Source organism: Neorhodopirellula pilleata (genome assembly GCF_007859915.1).
Classification (GTDB): domain Bacteria; phylum Planctomycetota; class Planctomycetia; order Pirellulales; family Pirellulaceae; genus Rhodopirellula; species Rhodopirellula pilleata.
Window position 1 is genome coordinate 162,131 of record NZ_SJPM01000009.1, and the last position, 15,803, is coordinate 177,933.

Here is a 15,803-nt window from a genome sequence, read left to right on the forward strand (position 1 = left end):
GCAGACGCCTGCGGCTTGCCGTTAAACGAAAACGCCCAATCGTGCACTAAATCAACACGCCGTCACGCTTCCGGTTTCGATGAGGGCTAAAACAACAGCCCACAAGCGTCCGTCAAGCGACTGCTCCGTAGCCGTTCCGGCTTGGCTTACTCTTGAATTTTCATGGCTTCTTCGAACGTGGTAAACCGCCACTGGATCGTTTGTCCCGATTCGACGGTGACTGATCCGATGCCCTTGGTCGCGAATTCGCCGTCGATCGTGTAGGTCCAACCGCGGTTTGCGTCGGTGGTAACCGAATGGATGCTTTGGACAAACGCGGTGACGCCTTCGCCGGAGATGACCATCTCCAGCGGTTCGTCGGGTTGACTGGCCATGCCACGCATCACCGACTCGAGTGATTCGCCGTCATGAACCGGAACGATTTGCCGGATATTCTCGGTGGGCTCGTCGGAGTTCAAGATGATCTCGATCGTCACCGTGCCGACGTCTTCGGCCACGTCGACGGACGGGTTTTCGATCGTTTGCGAACGCTGGCAGCCGCTTCCACACACCACTAACGTGGCGAGGACGGCGATGCAAGAAATTCGCAGGATCGGAAACGGGGGAAAACGATGCATGGGTTGATCGCCGCTGGAGGTTAGTGGTCCGGGCCGAAACTCCTGTCGAGTTTCGCTACCCCGAAAATCAATCGTGATAGAGCAGTAGTCGCAAATTGAGATTGACGGTATCTTGTCGATAGTCCTAACCGAGTTCACTGGAATTGGGAAGTCAGGACTTGGTTCTCGTTCTGGAAGGTTTGCATTGACGATGACGGTATGCCGAGGGGTGCGAGGTGCGACGACGGTCGACAACGATGATCGGGAGGAGATCCTCAAGGCGACGACGCAGTTGCTCGCACTGATGATTCGTCGCAACGGAATCGAATCGACCGACGTGGCGAGCGCGATGTTCACGGTCACCAAAGACTTGCACAGCGAGTTCCCGGCATTGGCGGCGCGGCAATTGGGATGGCTCGAAGTTCCGTTGTTGTGTGGATATGAGGTGTCCGTTGCCGGATCGCTGCCACGCTGTATTCGCATTCTCTTGCACTGGAATACGGATCTGGGGCAATCCGACATCCAGCACGTCTACATTCGTGACGCCGTCAAACTGCGACCGGATTTAACTCGCATCCCGAGCGTCGATTTTGAAGAGCTCGAAGAATGGATTCAACAACACTTGCGAGACGACACTTGAGACTGAATTGGATCGCATCGACGACCCTCAGTTTGTTGCGGGCGGTCGAATCCGCCGGTCGTTCTTCGGCTCGCACACCGCTGAAGCAGCCCGAGCATGTCGCGACGATTCGCGATCAGGCCAGGCGGGTGACCGATCGTTTGGTGTCCGCATCGGTCATCGAATCGGATTTTTGGGACCATTTGATTGATGAGGTGGTGTCATGCGGTAACGATCCCGCGTTAACGGCTCAGCTTTGCGAAGTCGCACTGTTGCGGGCAGGGCATTCGCACCTTCAATCCGATCAAACGGCCGCTGCGATTTTTCGATCACTGGAAACGTGTCGGCTCGCGTTCCAGGCTGACTCGCCCCGGTTGGCGGAACAACTTCGATTGCGGTATGCACCGTTGAAGCAGGCATACGAAGCCTACGGCCCCGGCATGTTGCGTTCGATCGGTAATCAAATCTGGAACGGTTCTCCACCGAAGGATTGGTGGCCGGGAAAGGCGACCGTTCACGCGGCCGCTCCCATCATGACGGGTGCGGCCGGCCGTAGCACGGGGCAAACCTCCGTTTGGATCGAAGCGGTCCTGACCGACGTTTCACCCGAGGTTCCTGAATGGCTGCGGTTGGTCCATCAGTTGACGGAGATGGCCGTTGAGACCCACACGCGAACCCACGCGAGCCATTTGGGCGAGGACCCGGCAAAATCAAGCAGTTCTTCGGCGTCCGAGTTGCCTTGGTCCCTGGGCATTGTTCCTTTGATCCTTCATCAAGCCGCCGACCGAGGTTTCATCAACGGATCACCGATGCCATTGGGGACGGCGCTTCGACTTTGGCAAACGTCCGACGAATGCTCAACGAAACCGAGAGGCCATGTCAATGAACTCGGGGCCGTCTTGGATAAGTGGTGGGTCGGTGTTGGTTCGCAAGCGAAGGCGTTCCCGATCGCGTTGAAACAGCTTTCAGAGATGCTCGTTACGGCTGGACTGCCGTCGACGTTGCCCTCATTCATGGAGGATCGCTAATGGTTGCCTACCTCGCCGTTCAAACCGGGCAAGAAAAAGGAACCCAGTATCCGCTCGATCCGGATCGTCCGATGCACATCGGCCGCGCCACCGGCTGCGAGATCATGCTCACCGATCCGAACAGTAGCCGGTTCCATGCGGTTGTCTATTACGAAGACTACGCATGGCACCTGCGGGATACTGATAGCCGCAACGGCACCCTCGTCAACGGACAAAAAGTCAAGCACGCCCGACTGATCGATCAAACTCAAATCGTCATTGGCAAGACCTCCTTGCAACTGATCGTACCCGAAGGCGAATCGGCGTCGGGCGATCCCTTGTCCCAGACGCTCTACGATGATCTCGATCATTGGAAGGCTCGCGAGTCGGATCTCGTGAAAGAATCCAGCGAGTTGATCGACCATCCGAATCACTTGCTCGATCTTTACCAACTCAGTCTCTCGTTGTTGCACGGTCAAAAGCCAGACGATGTGATTGACACGACCTTGCAACTGTTGCTCGATCGCACAAGCTCTGATGCGATCGCATTGGCGATCGAAGCGAGTGACGGACGTTGGAAAATTCGTCGCCAATTTCCCAAGAAGAAAAACACCATCCAGCTCGACCGCACGCAGCTTAAACGGGTCACCAAAAGCCGCAATGTCTACGCGAGTGAATACCCCGATTCGAACGGGAGTCTCGATCACGATCCGTTTTGTATCATGGTTCCGATCGTCGACAACGACACGTCGATCGGCGTCTTGATTCTCCAGCGCACCGAAAAGGTTTATGACGACACGTTGATCGAGTTGGTCGTCGGTGCGGCCGGGTTGCTCGCGAGCGGTTTAGTTCAATCGACGTTCACCGAAAGTCTGATCGTTGAAAACCAACGCATCGCCGATCGAAATGCGGATCAAGGCGAGTTGATCGGCGATAGTAAAATCATGGTCAAGCTGAAAGAACGGATTCAACGGGTCGGCAAGGCCAGCGGATCGGTCTTGATTCGTGGCGAGAGTGGGTCGGGAAAGGAACTCGTTGCCCGCGCCGTCCACCGGGCTAGCCATCGAAACGATCGACCGATGTTGACGGTCAATTGCGCGGCAATCCCCAAGGACCTGCTCGAGAGTCAATTGTTTGGTCACAAGCGAGGTTCGTTCACCGGCGCGGACGCCGACCATGTCGGCTTGTTCGAACAAGCCGATCAAGGCACGCTGTTTCTCGATGAGATCGGCGAAATGACGCTTGAAGGTCAGGCGAAATTACTGCGGATTCTTGAGGGGCATCCGTTCTTACCGGTCGGGGCGAGCAAGCAAGTCCGCGTCGACGTGCGGGTGATCGCCGCAACGAATCGTGACCTGACCGAGTTCGTTCGTGACGGACGATTTCGTGAGGACCTTTACTATCGGCTCAGCGTGTTCGAACTTCCCGTGCCGCCGCTTCGAGACCGCGGCGAAGACATTGACCATTTGATCGATCACTTTCTTGCTCATTTCTTGTTGCAACACGGCCGACCCAAGTTGGCTCTGTCGGCCGCCGCGCGCAGTCGGTTGCAAACCTACCCGTGGCCGGGCAACGTGCGACAGCTTCGCAACGTCATCGATAGCGCCGTTGTGATGGCCGACGAACCCGAGATCATGGAAGACGACCTAGGTCTCCGCGATGCGGGTTTGACGAACCTTGATACGCTGCGAATCGACATTTGGGAAAAACGGTTAATCGAAAAGGCGTTGTCGCGTTCCAGTGGCAGTGTTCCCGAAGCGGCCAAACTGTTGGGCATCAGCCGCGCGACCGCGTATCGCAAGATTGCCGAATACGAGATTGATCGAAATTGACGACCACCGATCGACCGATCGCGATCCTTTCCGCGTGCGGTTCCCGTGGCGATGTCAATCCGATCGCGGCGATCGCTCGCGAACTTGTCGAACTGGGTTACGAGTGCCACGTGAGTGTCGCCGAGCCATACGCCGACGTCGTTAGCGCAGCGGGCGCGATTCCGAATGTCGTGATCGACCGCAAATCGTTTGATGCGATCGTTTCACAATCGTCTTTCTGGAAACCGCTGGCCGGTGGGCGACGGGTTCTGACCGAAGTCGTTCAAGGTTTCTTTCAACCCCATCTTGATTTCATCGAACGACACTATGTTCCCGGCCGGACGACGTTGGTGGCACATCCGCTCGATTTCGCGTCACGGGTGTTTCGTGAGATCCACCCCGATTGCCCGCTAACCAGCATTCATTTGGCGCCGGCGATGATGCGACACCCGGAATTTCCTCCGCGGTTATTGCCCGATCGTGTTTGGACACGTTGGGTGCTACCGAGTGGTTGGCCCCGATGGAACCGGGCGACGTATTGGCTGGGCGACTACTGTTTTCTTGATCGGATCTTGGGACCGACCGTGAACAGAGCCCGCCGCAAATTGGGTGGGTTGCCGAAGCAACGCCGCCTGATGAATCATTGGTGGCATTCTCCCGATCAGGTGCTCGCAATGTACCCCGCCTGGTTCGCGCCTGAAATCGCGTCGCAATACGCGAGTGAACGGTTCCACTTCGTCGGCTTTCCACTCGACGATGGGATTGCGGGGGAGTCTGCCGATCAATCGTTTGAGCCTCCGGTTTCGGAAAATCGGCCTCTGTTGGTCACGACCGGTTCGGCCCATCACGGTGACGCGGAGTTCGTCCGGCGGGTTGCTCAAATATGTCAGCGCAGAAACGTACCCGTCGTCTCCTGCTGTCCCTCAAATCCTCGGCTCAACGTCGGCACCAACAACCTCCATAGCGTCGGATACATTCCGTTAGGACGGTGGTTGCCGCATTGTCGCGGGCTGATTCATCACGGCGGCGTGGGCACGACCAGTCGCGCGATCGATGCCGGAATTCCCCAAATGATTCGGCCGCTCGCGTTTGATCAATTTGATCATGCTCAACGGATCGAACGCTTCTGCCTGGGGATTTGGTTGCGAAATGATCGAGAACTCGAATCGGCCGTGTCTCGCTTGCTCGAGTACGAGGTGAAGCCGTCTGATCGGCCTGTCGCCAGCGCCAATCGGGTGGCCGCCGAGATGATTCATCGGCTCTAAATAGCCGAAATCGATCCTTGCGAATGACCGACACCTGTTTAATATGGGGAGACTTTGCGGATTAGGGAGATATTTGAGCATTCTAAATCAGGCAGACTATCAAGCTGGGCATTTTCGGCGCTGGGCTTTTGAACACCTTCCCGCCCCCCAACAAGAGAGACTTCGGAGTCGTTGATGACCGCGTTGTTAGAGATGCCCATCGCCACCGACGCAGCTCCGTCGATAGAGCGCCGGAGCCATCCGAGTTGGAAACGCATCCTTGACCTTTCAGTGGTGGCGATGGCGACGCCAATCCTGGCCCCCCTTCTGGTTGCCGTCGCGGTCTACATTCGTTTGGTTTCGAAAGGACCAGTTCTATTCCTGCAGTCTCGCGTCGGCTATGGCGGCGAATTCTTCACGATCTACAAATTTCGAACGATGCACGTATCGTCCCGAGGGCGTGACTGCGGGCACCGCAGCTACGTGGCGGCACATGCGGGCACCGGTACTCCAGTTAAGAAGCCAGATCTTCGCCATGAACTGATTCCCGGCGGCGGTCTGATCCGCAAATTATCAATCGATGAATTCCCACAACTCATTAATGTGTTTTTAGGAAACATGAGTATCGTAGGACCGAGGCCTGACTTGATGCAACTGGAAGACTATCAACCTTGGCAATTGGAAAGGTTCGGAGTCTTGCCGGGTATGACCGGATTGTGGCAGGTCAGCGGCAAGAACGAATTGACTCTGGAAGAAATGATCGAGTTGGATATTCGTTATGCCCGGCATCGTTCCCTGGCGGGTGACTTGAAAATCATTCTAAAAACATTTGTGGTCTTGATTTTTGACTTCAATGAATGATGGTTCGAGTTGATCGTTTGGGATTCTAACATCCTTGAGTATCAACAACGCGAAGACTAGAAGTATGATTCGGATCGGTATAATTGGTTTAGGCTATTGGGGGCCCAACTTAGTTCGGTGCTTTTCTGATCTGGAGAATTGCAAGGTCACTGCGGTATGTGACCAAAACTACGATCAGTTGCTTCGTATCAAAGATCGGTTTCCGAGCGTGTATCCGATCGAGAATTTCGACACTCTCTTGGACCGTGATTTAGTAGACGCCGTGGTAATCGCCACGCCAACGGCGACACATTATGAACTAGCGATGAAGGCGTTGCAGCATGATTTGCATGTGTTCGTCGAGAAGCCATTGGCCAAGAATTCTGCTCAGTGTCGAAAACTAATCGAGGTCGCCGGTGAACGAAACCGCCTGTTGTTTGTCGGGCATGTTTTCCTGCATTCTTCCCCGGTACTGAAACTCCGCGAGATGATCGACTCCGGCGAACTCGGAGCGATCAACTACATCAGCAGTCGTCGTCTGAACCTCGGACCGGTACGCAAGGACGTCAGCGCTCTGTATGACTTGGCTCCGCACGACATCTCGATGATGTTGTATCTTCTTGGTCAAAAACCGACCTCAGTCACCTGTAGCGGGTTTGATCGACTCAATCCCGGCATCCAAGACGTTTGCAACCTGACAATGTCATTCGAAGGCAATCGTATGGGAATGGTCCACGTCAGTTGGTTGGATCCTCGTAAGGAGCGAGTCTTGACCGTCGTGGGTGACCGCAAAATGGCCATCTACGACGATCTTGAACAAGAGAAGATCAAGGTTTACGACAAGGGCATTGATCAACCGAAGGATTCCAGCGGCGACTTCGCCGACTTTCAACTCGCTTATCGATATGGCGGCAGTTACAGCCCCTATATTCAAGAGCGGGAACCGCTTAAGGCCGAATGCGCGGAATTTGTGCGTTGTATCGTTGATGGCGATGTTCCGTTAACGGACGGTGTTAACGGCCTCAATGTGGTTGAGGTGCTCGAAGCCGCTGATCTTTCGATGCAGCAAGGAGGACACCGAATAGAATTGGACTCTCTGGACCGTGTGCTCCTTTCTGATTCCTGAACTTTTCTGCTCTCCCCATTCCATCGACGTACCTGCCCAACATGAGCATTGATTCAACGCTTTCGCCAATCCCCTTGGTCGACCTTCAAACGCAATCTCGCTTGCTCAAGGACGACATATTGCGAAGAATTGGCGATGTGATCGACGATGCGCGATACATCTTGGGTAGAGAAGTTGAGGAATTTGAGAAGGAATTTTCTAGCTACTGTAACGTAGATCACTGCATCGCCATGGCTAACGGAACCGAGGCGCTGCACATGGCCCTGCGTGCCTTGGAGATCGGTCCGGGAGATGAAGTCATCACGGCCGGAAATTCTTTTGCCGCAACGGCATTTGCCATCGCGTACGCAGGAGCTCAAGCGGTTCTGGTCGATATCGATCCGCTGGATTTTAACATCGATACCCGATTGATCGAACAGGCGATCACGCCGCAAACCAAAGCGATCATTCCGGTACACCTGTACGGCCAACCGGCACGCATGAATGAGATCCGTGAAATCGCCAAGCGGCACAATCTGCGAATCATTGAAGACTCCGCTCAGGGGCACGGCGGCGAAATCAACGGCGAGCGATGTGGTTCGTTCGGCGATATCGGTTGCTTCAGCTTCTATCCAGGAAAAAACCTCGGTGCGTTCGGTGATGGCGGAGCGGTCACGACGAACAATCCGGAGCTGGCCGAGAAGCTAAGGCTGCTGCGCAATTACGGCCAAAAACAAAAAAACAAACATGATTCACTCGGTTACAACTGTCGGCTCGATACCGTCCAGGCTTGCGTGTTGTTGTCGAAAATGCGATTCATCGAAGAGTGGACCGAAAGCCGGCGTCAAGTGGCGGATTGGTACCGCGATGAACTCGCCGATACCGATGTGATCCTACCAAAAGCCCACGAAGATTGCCGTCACGTGTACCATCTGTTTGTCGTTCGAACACCCCATCGTGATGCCATGATCGCGGAGCTAGGAAAACAGAACATTTATTGCGGTATCCATTATCCTCACCCTCTCAATACCGCCGGCCCATTTGTTCAAGCCCCAACCTTCCCTCACGGGCTGCCCGTTTGCAGCCAACTTGCTAGTGAGATCTGTTCGCTTCCGATGTACCCTGAAATGACTCGGCAACAAGTAGCCCGAGTTGCCGAGGCCGTACGAGTTTTTGCCTCAAATCAAACGCCCAAACATGAACTCGTCTGAGAACCATCTGATTGTAACGTCAATCTCGGAGGGCCGATCCACCGTTGGGCCGCCAAAGCAACGCGCGCCGATCGTGACCTTGACCCCTCAGCGTGGATCGCTGGCCACTACGCTGGAAATTCCTTTCATGCGTAAACGGCTGATTCTCTTATGCGTCTTAGGGGGAATCGTTGCAGGCTGGCTGGCGATTGTCGTTTTGCCGAGAGCCTATGAATCCGAAGCCAAGGTGTTCATTCGTTCCGGACGTGAGAGCGTCACGTTGGATCCGACAGCGACCACGAGTGCAACGATCAGTATGCAAAAAACTCAGGAAAGTGAGATCCTGTCGGCTCTTGAGGTTTTGAACAGTCGCCAAGTAGCAGAACGCGTCGTCGATAAGCTTGGAGCGGTAGCCATCCTGGACGGACAATTGCCTCCAAACGAAAGTGACCCAACGAAAAGTGCCGACCAAGGCATCGTAGTGTCCTTGATAAGTAAGCTAACGCCATTGACCGAGATGGCCTCTGGTTTGGCAAGGAATGTACTTTTGAGCGCGGGTGTCAAAGACAACCTCAGCAGTCAAGAGTTGGCCGTGCGTCGTATTCAATCATCCGTGAAGATCGAAGCGGCAGCCAAATCAACGGTGATTTCGATTCATTCAAAATCGAAAACCCCCGAAATGGCTCAAGCGATCGTGGCTGCGATGACGGACGTTTTCTTGGACGAACAATTGCAGGTTGCTCGGACACGTGGGTCCTTGGATTTTTTCCAGAGTCAAGTGGCGAAGGTCGAACAACAACTCAATCGATTGCAGGCAGATCGCAGTGATTTCATGCAAGAACATGAGATCGTATCTCTCGCCGACAGCCGTGACCTGATGAAGGATAAACTTTCCATCGTCAACCGCGATCTAATGCAGGCCTCCGGCGAATTGCAAAAAGCGAAAGCGTCCGTGAAGGACTTGCTGTCCAAACTCGATGGTGAAGACGACGAGATCATTGCGGAAAAGCAAGTTGCCATGGATGAAACATGGAGTGGGATGCGACTGCAAGCGTATTCACTGGAACTGCAAGAGCAAAACCTGGCGGCTAACTTGACCGATGACAACCCGAAACTCATTTCGATCCGCAAGCAATTAGATGGCGCACGAAGGATTCTTTCGCAGTTGGAAAGCGAACGTATTGACGAGAACACGACACCGAACCCACTCAAGGTAAGACTACGGGAATCGCTACAAGAACAGCAGACCCGGGTTGCAGCATTGGAGTTCATGATCCAAGAATTGGCGAAGTCGCGGATTGATTTGGGTAACGACGTCGATCAGATGCTGATCCACGAAGGTCGCTTGGTTCAGATGGATCGCGACATCGCCTCGCTCGAAGCCAATCTACTGATGTTGCGTCGGAAAGAAGAAGAAGCCCGGGTCATCGACCAGCTTCATACCGACAAGATATCGAGCATTCACGTCTTTCAGCCAGCCACGTTTGTCGAACGCCCCGCTAGTCCTAACAAAAAGATCCTTGGGATCGGTTTTCCGTTTCTTGGTTTGATGGCTGGTTTGACGCTTTCTTTCCTGGGAGAAGGTTCGTCACGTACCCTGCGCACCGTTGCCGACGTGGAGAACAAACTGGGGGTCCCGGTCGTTTCCACCTTTCCAATGCTTGACGGAAAGCCGGGAGGTGGTATCTATCGAAACGCGTGCCAACAACTGATGGCGGAAATTTTGACTACGCATCAACGCCCTGGTTTAAGGCGAGGTCGCACGTTGGGGATCATCAGTGTCGACGGTGGGGCGGGCGCAAGCACGCTCGCTGCGAACTTGGCGGTTACTAGCAACTTAGATGGGCATCGAAATATCATCCTGGTCGATGCCGATTCACGTAAACGATCGCTTTCCAACTTATTCGAACTCAACGGTTCTCCAGGGCTGGTGGAATTACTCAGCGGATCGGCATCTCACGATGAATGTTTGCAGAGCGTCTCGGGAGCATCGATTGGTGTGATCGCGTCGGCGGCTTCCAACAACCAGGGTGTCTTGACCAATGGCCCCGCAGAGATTGCTCAGGCACTCGAAGCATATTTGGGGGATTGTGACCTTTTGATCGTGGATCTACCGGCAGCGAATCAGCCTGACCAGACTCTGGCCCTGGCGCAGTGCCTTGATTATGTATTGGTCGTCGTGGAATCCGAAAAAACGGAAACTCTCGCAGCCGATCGGCTGATCAACCGTCTATCGAAGGGCCCCGCAGAGATCGTAGGCGTTGTGCTGACCAAGAAACGCGAGTATCTCCCCGGCTTCATTCAGCGTTTCGTTGGGTTTCCGGTCTGATTCGACATAGCCTCAATGACACCGATTCAGCTAATCAAGAACGCCGCGGGCGAAGAAGCCGCCCACCGACGTCACATCGTTATGTTGTGCGCCTTAACAGCGGGAATTGGGTTTCTGTTTTTTCTCGCTGACCACAGTATCCCGACCGAACAGTCCGAGTCGAGACTCGATGTCCTTGAGACGGGAAACAGGATGCGCCGGATCGGAGTCCTGGGATTCGGGATGTTGGGGACCGTGCTTTTTTTGGCAAGGACTAAGTATCGCTTTTCACTTGGTAACCCGCTCGCGGTCGCCACGGCAGCCTACTTAGGTTTGTGTTTACTCAGCATGGTATGGGCGGATTCCAGTGAGATTGCGTCTCGACGAATCTTAGTAAGTCTGCTGTGTTTTATCGGCGCTGCGGGTATTTGTCGGCACTTTAGCCCTCGTGATTTTTGCCCCGCTGTCCTGGTAATTTCAACGGTCTATTTGGGTATCGGATTGCTCGCCGAACTTGCCGGCGTAGCGCCAGCGTTTTCCGACGACCGCTTTCGATTTCGTGGAACACTCCACCCAAACAGCCAAGGACTCAATTGCGTTTTTATGTGCCTGTCTACAGCCTGCCTGTACCCGCGGGCCGTTCGTTGGCGACCGATCTTGGCTGTCGTCTTCATGACGGGATTGTTTTTTCTCTTGCTAACAGGATCTCGGACGTCGCTCTACTCGCTGCTTTTCGCCGCCGCTGGTTTCTGGTGGTTGAGCAGCAATTGGTATCAGCGCGGACTTGCAATCTCGGCTTCAGCTTTTGCCGCAACGTTTCTGGTCCTTCTGTCGGTCGTGGTCGGATCAGAGGCCGGACTTATTTCGGATGTGGCGAATCTGGGACGCGACGGAGAAACCGCGACAACGATGACCGGAAGAACTCCGGTTTGGAATGAGCTGTTGAAGATGGTCGCGGGTAGCCCGTATCTTGGATACGGCTACCAAAGTTTCTGGAATCTGAATCGATATGCGGACCTCGAGGTGCGGTTGGGCTGGGTCCCCACTCATGCGCATTCAGCGTATCTCGAAACAACGCTTGGAATCGGATTCGTCGGCGTGTCCTTGTTCCTCTTGGCGATTATCATGGGCGCTCTTCGGGCGAGCGAACGATTCAAAGAGACAAGAGATCCGGGATATGCATTTGGATTGACCCTCATGCTTGTGGCGATGGTTCACTCGGCACTGGAGAGCACTTTTGCGGCACCGACCTCGTATTTCTCTACCGTCCTCTTCTGTTCATGGTTCATGTTGGCATTTCAGCATAGCGAATTGAACGAATTATCAAGTTCACGACGGCAATGGCGTGTCGTCCAACGAGTTCAACCCGATGTTTCTTACCCGGCGGCTTAATCGCCCCTGAGCGTTCATGAACTATGCACTGGTCACTCCCGCAAAGAACGAAGAAGCCTTCATCGAGAAGGCTTTGAAGTCGGTTGTTGCGCAGACTGTGTTGCCGCTTCGATGGGTGATTGTTAACGACGGTTCGACCGACCGAACAAGTGAGATCGTAACAAGCTATCAGCAACGGTTTCCCTTTATCCGGCTCGTCAATCGCGAGAGCGGCCAACATTGCTTCGGGAGCAAGGTGAATGCTTTCCGCGCCGGCTATGCTGAGCTCGAAGATGTCTCTTTTGACTTTATCGGCAACCTCGACGCCGACATTGAGTTGCCTTGTGATTACTACGAGCGATTACTAGCCGGTTTCGCCGACGATGCAAAACTGGGATTGTCCGGCGGGACGAGGTATGACCTTTGCAACGGCGAGTTCGTCAAGATTCGATTCAGCGAATTCAGTATCGGTGGTGCTTATCAACTGTTTCGTCGCGAATGTTTTGATGCAATTGGCGGGTACTTGCCGCTCGAGATGGGCGGGGAAGACCTGATGGCCTGTGTCATGGCACGTCAATTCGGATGGCGTGTTTGTACCCGCGAGGATATTCTCGTCCACCACTATCGCTCGACCGGTACGGCCCAGGGTAGTCAGATGCGTTTGGGCTTCCGAACCGGAAAAAAGAACTTCTTGCTCGGCTATCACCCCGTCTTTGAATGCATCAAGTTGATGCGAATCACCCGCGTCGGCGACCTGCGAGACCATCTCTCTGAGTTTGCCGGATTCGTCGTCGCCGCGATGCAAGGTGGTACGCGACAGGTGCCCAACGAGACGGTGAAGTTCTTGCGGACTGAGCAACTTGATCGATTAAAACAGACCGTCCTGCGATTTCGAGACCCTGCCTCGGGAGACCGAACGCGTCGACACGCACTTCCTTCAAGCAAGCGCGTAGAAGGTTGACGTGATGAACGGAGAGTTCAAGAGCAAGTTGTTGCGAGGATCCACGTTCTCGATGGCGGGAACGGTTTTGATGCTCGCGGTTCATTTCCTGAGCATGAAGATTCTAGCCGAGCGAATGCCGGTCGAAGAGTTCGGTCTCTTCGTGATCGTGCAGGTCATCAGTCAAGGACTGGTGGTCGTCAGTGGAATGGGCATGGCGCTTACCTTGGTCAAGAACATTTCGGGCGATGCCGATCGTTCTCAACAAGACGAGATCGTTACCAGCGTGGTCTTGGTTCGCAGTCTCTTGCTCGTCCTGCTTACAATTCTGGTCGCTTCGGTGGGCGGGCCCGTGCTCGCTTACTTGTTCGGTGCCGATCTCGCTGAATTCGTTTTATTCCTTCCCGCAATGTTCGGGCTTGCGATTTTTCGTGAAACCCTGTTCAACATTTTGCAAGGTCGACAACAGTTCCACTGGTATGCGGGCACCAAGGTTCTTTCCGCCTTGACACGGCTGTGGGCGATTATTTGGCTAAGTCATATCGGACGTCTTGAAGTTCACGAACTGGTATGGGTCGAAATCATCACATCAGCAATCACGGTGATGCTGTTGATTTGTGTTTCGCGGTTCACATCGTTTTTTCGAATCCGTACTCTGCGACGCCTTACGCTCAAACAGGTCATTGGATTCAGCGTTCCACTCTTTCTGGATGACTTGTTTTCGTACGCTTACGAATGTGTCGCTGTGCTTTTGCTGGGGGCGTTGATGGCACCAAGCAGCGTTGCCCTTTATGCAATCGCCATGAAACTTCCTGAGGCGGCGACAAGAGTATTGATGTCGTTAGTTGTTGTGTTTTTTCCGAGTATGTCTGAATTAATGGATGCGGGACGCCATGATGAGGGCAAACGATTAATGAATCTTTCGCTTGTTGCGTTTTCCGTTGGTCTCTCGTTCATTGCAATCACCACGTTCTTCTTCAAAGAAGAGGTCATTCTCGTACTTTTCTCCGAGCAGTACTTAGTGGCAGCGACCGCACTTGCCCTGCTAATGTTGAATTTCGTGGTGACGTGCCTGAATCGTCTGATGAGTTCCACCGCAGTGGCGGCCGGACAGTCGACGGTTCCTCTACGAGTCAATGTGACGATTAGCGTCGTCAATGTAATTGCCTGTTTAGCTTTGGTGCCAAAACTCGGAATTGTGGGGGCCGCGCTGGCGCAGATCGTCGGTAATTCATCAGGGCAGGTGCTTTACCTATACTTGTTGAAGAAGATCCACCTCCCGGTTGATGCTATCGAAGTGGGGAAACCGATTGGGTTTGGATTATTGACCGTAATCCTCTACGAATTGGTTGGTTACGACGAGTATTGGATGAGGGTATCTGCCATTATCCTGTATGTTGTTGTGTGCTTGGTGTTTGTTCCGCATCTGGCACGTTGTATCGGTCAAGCACGATCTCATTGGTCAACGAACAACTCTCAGCCTTCTTCAACGACGTCGTAATCCGTCAATCTGCATTTTTCCCGATGCTGCAATGATAAATCGCAAGTGCAAACCGAAACGAGTTCTGATGCTGCTCGAGAATGAGAGCATGCCGGACGACGTTCGTGTTCGTTTAGAGGCCGAGTCGCTCGATCGGGCAGGCTATCAAGTAACCGTCATTTGCCCGACCGGCGATTTTAATGCCAAACACGAGTTGGTCGGCAATATCCGTGTCTACCGATATCCCAAGCCGATCGAAGTTGACGGACTCCTCGGATACATGTGGGAATACGGATACAGCCTTACGATGATGTTTCTCGTTTCGATCTACGTGTATTTGCGACGTGGTTTCGATGTTGTTCATGTTCACACTCCGCCGGACATGACGGCGATGATTGCCATCTTTTATCAAGTGCTTGGCAAGAAGTTCGTTTTTGATCTGCACGATTTATCACCGGAACTTTATTTGGCCAGAATAGGAAAAACACAGCCCAATGCGATTTACCGTGTGCTGCGTTATTTTGAACGTTTGGCGTGCCGGCGAGCTGATCGGCTGATCGCGACTAACGAAACCCAACAAGGCATTCAAACCGATCGCTGCGGCGCGAACCCGGAACACTGCTATGTTGTCCGCAACGGCCCTAATGAGTTTTTCCTTCAAGACGTTGAACCCCTGCCGGACCTACGAGCCTCCGGAAAAATGATCTTGGGATATGTCGGGGTGATTGGCATTCAAGACGGTGTCGATTACATGATCCGGATGTTGCACGAACTCAAGGTAGGCCATGGACGTGAGGATTTTCTTGCTGTCATTGTCGGTGGTGGTCCGGCAGCCTCGGATTTAAAGAAGTTGGCCGAATCGCTCGGCATTGCGGATTTGGTCCATATGACAGGAATGATTCCGTTTTCATCCGTGCCTCGATACATCGCTTCGTTTGACATCTGCGTGACTCCCGACCCAAGCAATGATTACAACGACAGTTGCACGACGATCAAGACGATGGAGTACATGGCCTTGCGTAAGCCCACCGTTTGTTTTCAGACACGTGAGAATATGCTGACGGCGGGCGATTGCGCCTTGTATGCAGAAAACAATGACGTGAAAGATCTGGCGCGTGTTACGGTTCGTCTGATGGACGATCCCGAACTCAGAAAAACACTTGGTGAGCAGGCAAGGACGCGTCTGGAGAACGGTTTAACTTGGAAACACCAAGAAGTTCGCTTAATCGCCTTATACGATGATCTGTGCGAACGCTCTGACTCCCAGCCTTGACTGGCGATGTAGCGTGATA

The 15,803-nt window shown here is 53.6% G+C and carries 13 protein-coding genes; 12 read left to right on the forward strand and 1 reads right to left on the reverse strand.

Annotated features, from left to right (window positions below):
* Positions 1 to 146: 146 nt before the first annotated feature.
* Positions 147 to 617, reverse strand: coding sequence for a DUF4430 domain-containing protein (locus Pla100_RS19880; protein ID WP_146579438.1), 471 nt, complete (start codon positions 615 to 617; stop codon positions 147 to 149).
* Between the two features lie 190 nt (positions 618 to 807).
* Between Pla100_RS19880 and aroH the strand changes: the two genes are divergently transcribed.
* The 12 genes from aroH to Pla100_RS19940 all read left to right on the forward strand — a co-directional run bounded on the left by aroH (position 808) and on the right by Pla100_RS19940 (position 15,784).
* Positions 808 to 1,236: a chorismate mutase gene (gene aroH / locus Pla100_RS19885; protein WP_146579619.1), complete on the forward strand. Its 429-nt coding sequence runs from the start codon at positions 808 to 810 to the stop codon at positions 1,234 to 1,236.
* Positions 1,233 to 2,243, forward strand: coding sequence for a hypothetical protein (locus Pla100_RS19890; protein WP_146579439.1), 1,011 nt, complete (start codon positions 1,233 to 1,235; stop codon positions 2,241 to 2,243). Before aroH ends, Pla100_RS19890 begins: the two co-directional genes overlap by 4 nt.
* Entirely contained in the window at positions 2,243 to 4,054 is a 1,812-nt protein-coding gene (locus Pla100_RS19895; RefSeq protein ID WP_146579440.1) for a sigma 54-interacting transcriptional regulator, read from the forward strand. The genes Pla100_RS19890 and Pla100_RS19895 overlap by 1 nt, the downstream gene beginning before the upstream one ends.
* A complete protein-coding gene (locus Pla100_RS19900; RefSeq protein ID WP_146579441.1) occupies positions 4,051 to 5,298 on the forward strand; it encodes a glycosyltransferase in 1,248 nt (415 codons plus the stop codon). Before Pla100_RS19895 ends, Pla100_RS19900 begins: the two co-directional genes overlap by 4 nt.
* 174 nt (positions 5,299 to 5,472) lie before the next feature.
* The gene (locus Pla100_RS19905) at positions 5,473 to 6,138 is read left to right on the forward strand and encodes a sugar transferase (RefSeq protein ID WP_146579442.1); all 666 of its coding nucleotides are present in this window, start codon (positions 5,473 to 5,475) and stop codon (positions 6,136 to 6,138) included.
* A 64-nt stretch (positions 6,139 to 6,202) separates the two neighbouring features.
* Positions 6,203 to 7,243: a Gfo/Idh/MocA family protein gene (locus Pla100_RS19910; RefSeq protein ID WP_146579443.1), complete on the forward strand. Its 1,041-nt coding sequence runs from the start codon at positions 6,203 to 6,205 to the stop codon at positions 7,241 to 7,243.
* A gap of 41 nt (positions 7,244 to 7,284) precedes the next feature.
* Positions 7,285 to 8,433, forward strand: coding sequence for a DegT/DnrJ/EryC1/StrS family aminotransferase (locus tag Pla100_RS19915; RefSeq protein WP_146579444.1), 1,149 nt, complete (start codon positions 7,285 to 7,287; stop codon positions 8,431 to 8,433).
* A 127-nt stretch (positions 8,434 to 8,560) separates the two neighbouring features.
* Positions 8,561 to 10,741 (forward strand): GumC family protein, encoded by a 2,181-nt coding sequence (locus tag Pla100_RS19920; protein WP_197168086.1) that lies wholly within the window; start codon positions 8,561 to 8,563, stop codon positions 10,739 to 10,741.
* Positions 10,742 to 10,756: 15 nt separating this feature from the next.
* A complete protein-coding gene (locus tag Pla100_RS19925) occupies positions 10,757 to 12,112 on the forward strand; it encodes an O-antigen ligase family protein (RefSeq protein WP_146579446.1) in 1,356 nt (451 codons plus the stop codon).
* Positions 12,113 to 12,128: 16 nt separating this feature from the next.
* Positions 12,129 to 13,052 (forward strand): glycosyltransferase, encoded by a 924-nt coding sequence (locus tag Pla100_RS19930; RefSeq protein WP_146579447.1) that lies wholly within the window; start codon positions 12,129 to 12,131, stop codon positions 13,050 to 13,052.
* A 4-nt stretch (positions 13,053 to 13,056) separates the two neighbouring features.
* Positions 13,057 to 14,532, forward strand: coding sequence for an oligosaccharide flippase family protein (locus Pla100_RS19935; RefSeq protein WP_146579448.1), 1,476 nt, complete (start codon positions 13,057 to 13,059; stop codon positions 14,530 to 14,532).
* Positions 14,533 to 14,563: 31 nt separating this feature from the next.
* A complete protein-coding gene (locus Pla100_RS19940) occupies positions 14,564 to 15,784 on the forward strand; it encodes a glycosyltransferase family 4 protein (protein WP_197168088.1) in 1,221 nt (406 codons plus the stop codon).
* Positions 15,785 to 15,803: the final 19 nt, after the last annotated feature.

What these genes read in the sequence shown, in the direction of transcription:
- Pla100_RS19920 (WP_197168086.1), top strand. Translation starts at nt 8,561, where the DNA reads ATGCGTAAACGGCTGATTCTCTTATGCGTCTTAGGGGGAATCGTTGCA.
- Pla100_RS19880 (WP_146579438.1), bottom strand. Translation starts at nt 617, where the DNA reads ATGCATCGTTTTCCCCCGTTTCCGATCCTGCGAATTTCTTGCATCGCC.
- Pla100_RS19895 (WP_146579440.1), top strand. Translation starts at nt 2,243, where the DNA reads ATGGTTGCCTACCTCGCCGTTCAAACCGGGCAAGAAAAAGGAACCCAG.
- Pla100_RS19905 (WP_146579442.1), top strand. Translation starts at nt 5,473, where the DNA reads ATGACCGCGTTGTTAGAGATGCCCATCGCCACCGACGCAGCTCCGTCG.
- aroH (WP_146579619.1), top strand. Translation starts at nt 808, where the DNA reads ATGACGGTATGCCGAGGGGTGCGAGGTGCGACGACGGTCGACAACGAT.
- Pla100_RS19925 (WP_146579446.1), top strand. Translation starts at nt 10,757, where the DNA reads ATGACACCGATTCAGCTAATCAAGAACGCCGCGGGCGAAGAAGCCGCC.
- Pla100_RS19915 (WP_146579444.1), top strand. Translation starts at nt 7,285, where the DNA reads ATGAGCATTGATTCAACGCTTTCGCCAATCCCCTTGGTCGACCTTCAA.
- Pla100_RS19930 (WP_146579447.1), top strand. Translation starts at nt 12,129, where the DNA reads ATGAACTATGCACTGGTCACTCCCGCAAAGAACGAAGAAGCCTTCATC.
- Pla100_RS19940 (WP_197168088.1), top strand. Translation starts at nt 14,564, where the DNA reads ATGATAAATCGCAAGTGCAAACCGAAACGAGTTCTGATGCTGCTCGAG.
- Pla100_RS19935 (WP_146579448.1), top strand. Translation starts at nt 13,057, where the DNA reads ATGAACGGAGAGTTCAAGAGCAAGTTGTTGCGAGGATCCACGTTCTCG.
- Pla100_RS19910 (WP_146579443.1), top strand. Translation starts at nt 6,203, where the DNA reads ATGATTCGGATCGGTATAATTGGTTTAGGCTATTGGGGGCCCAACTTA.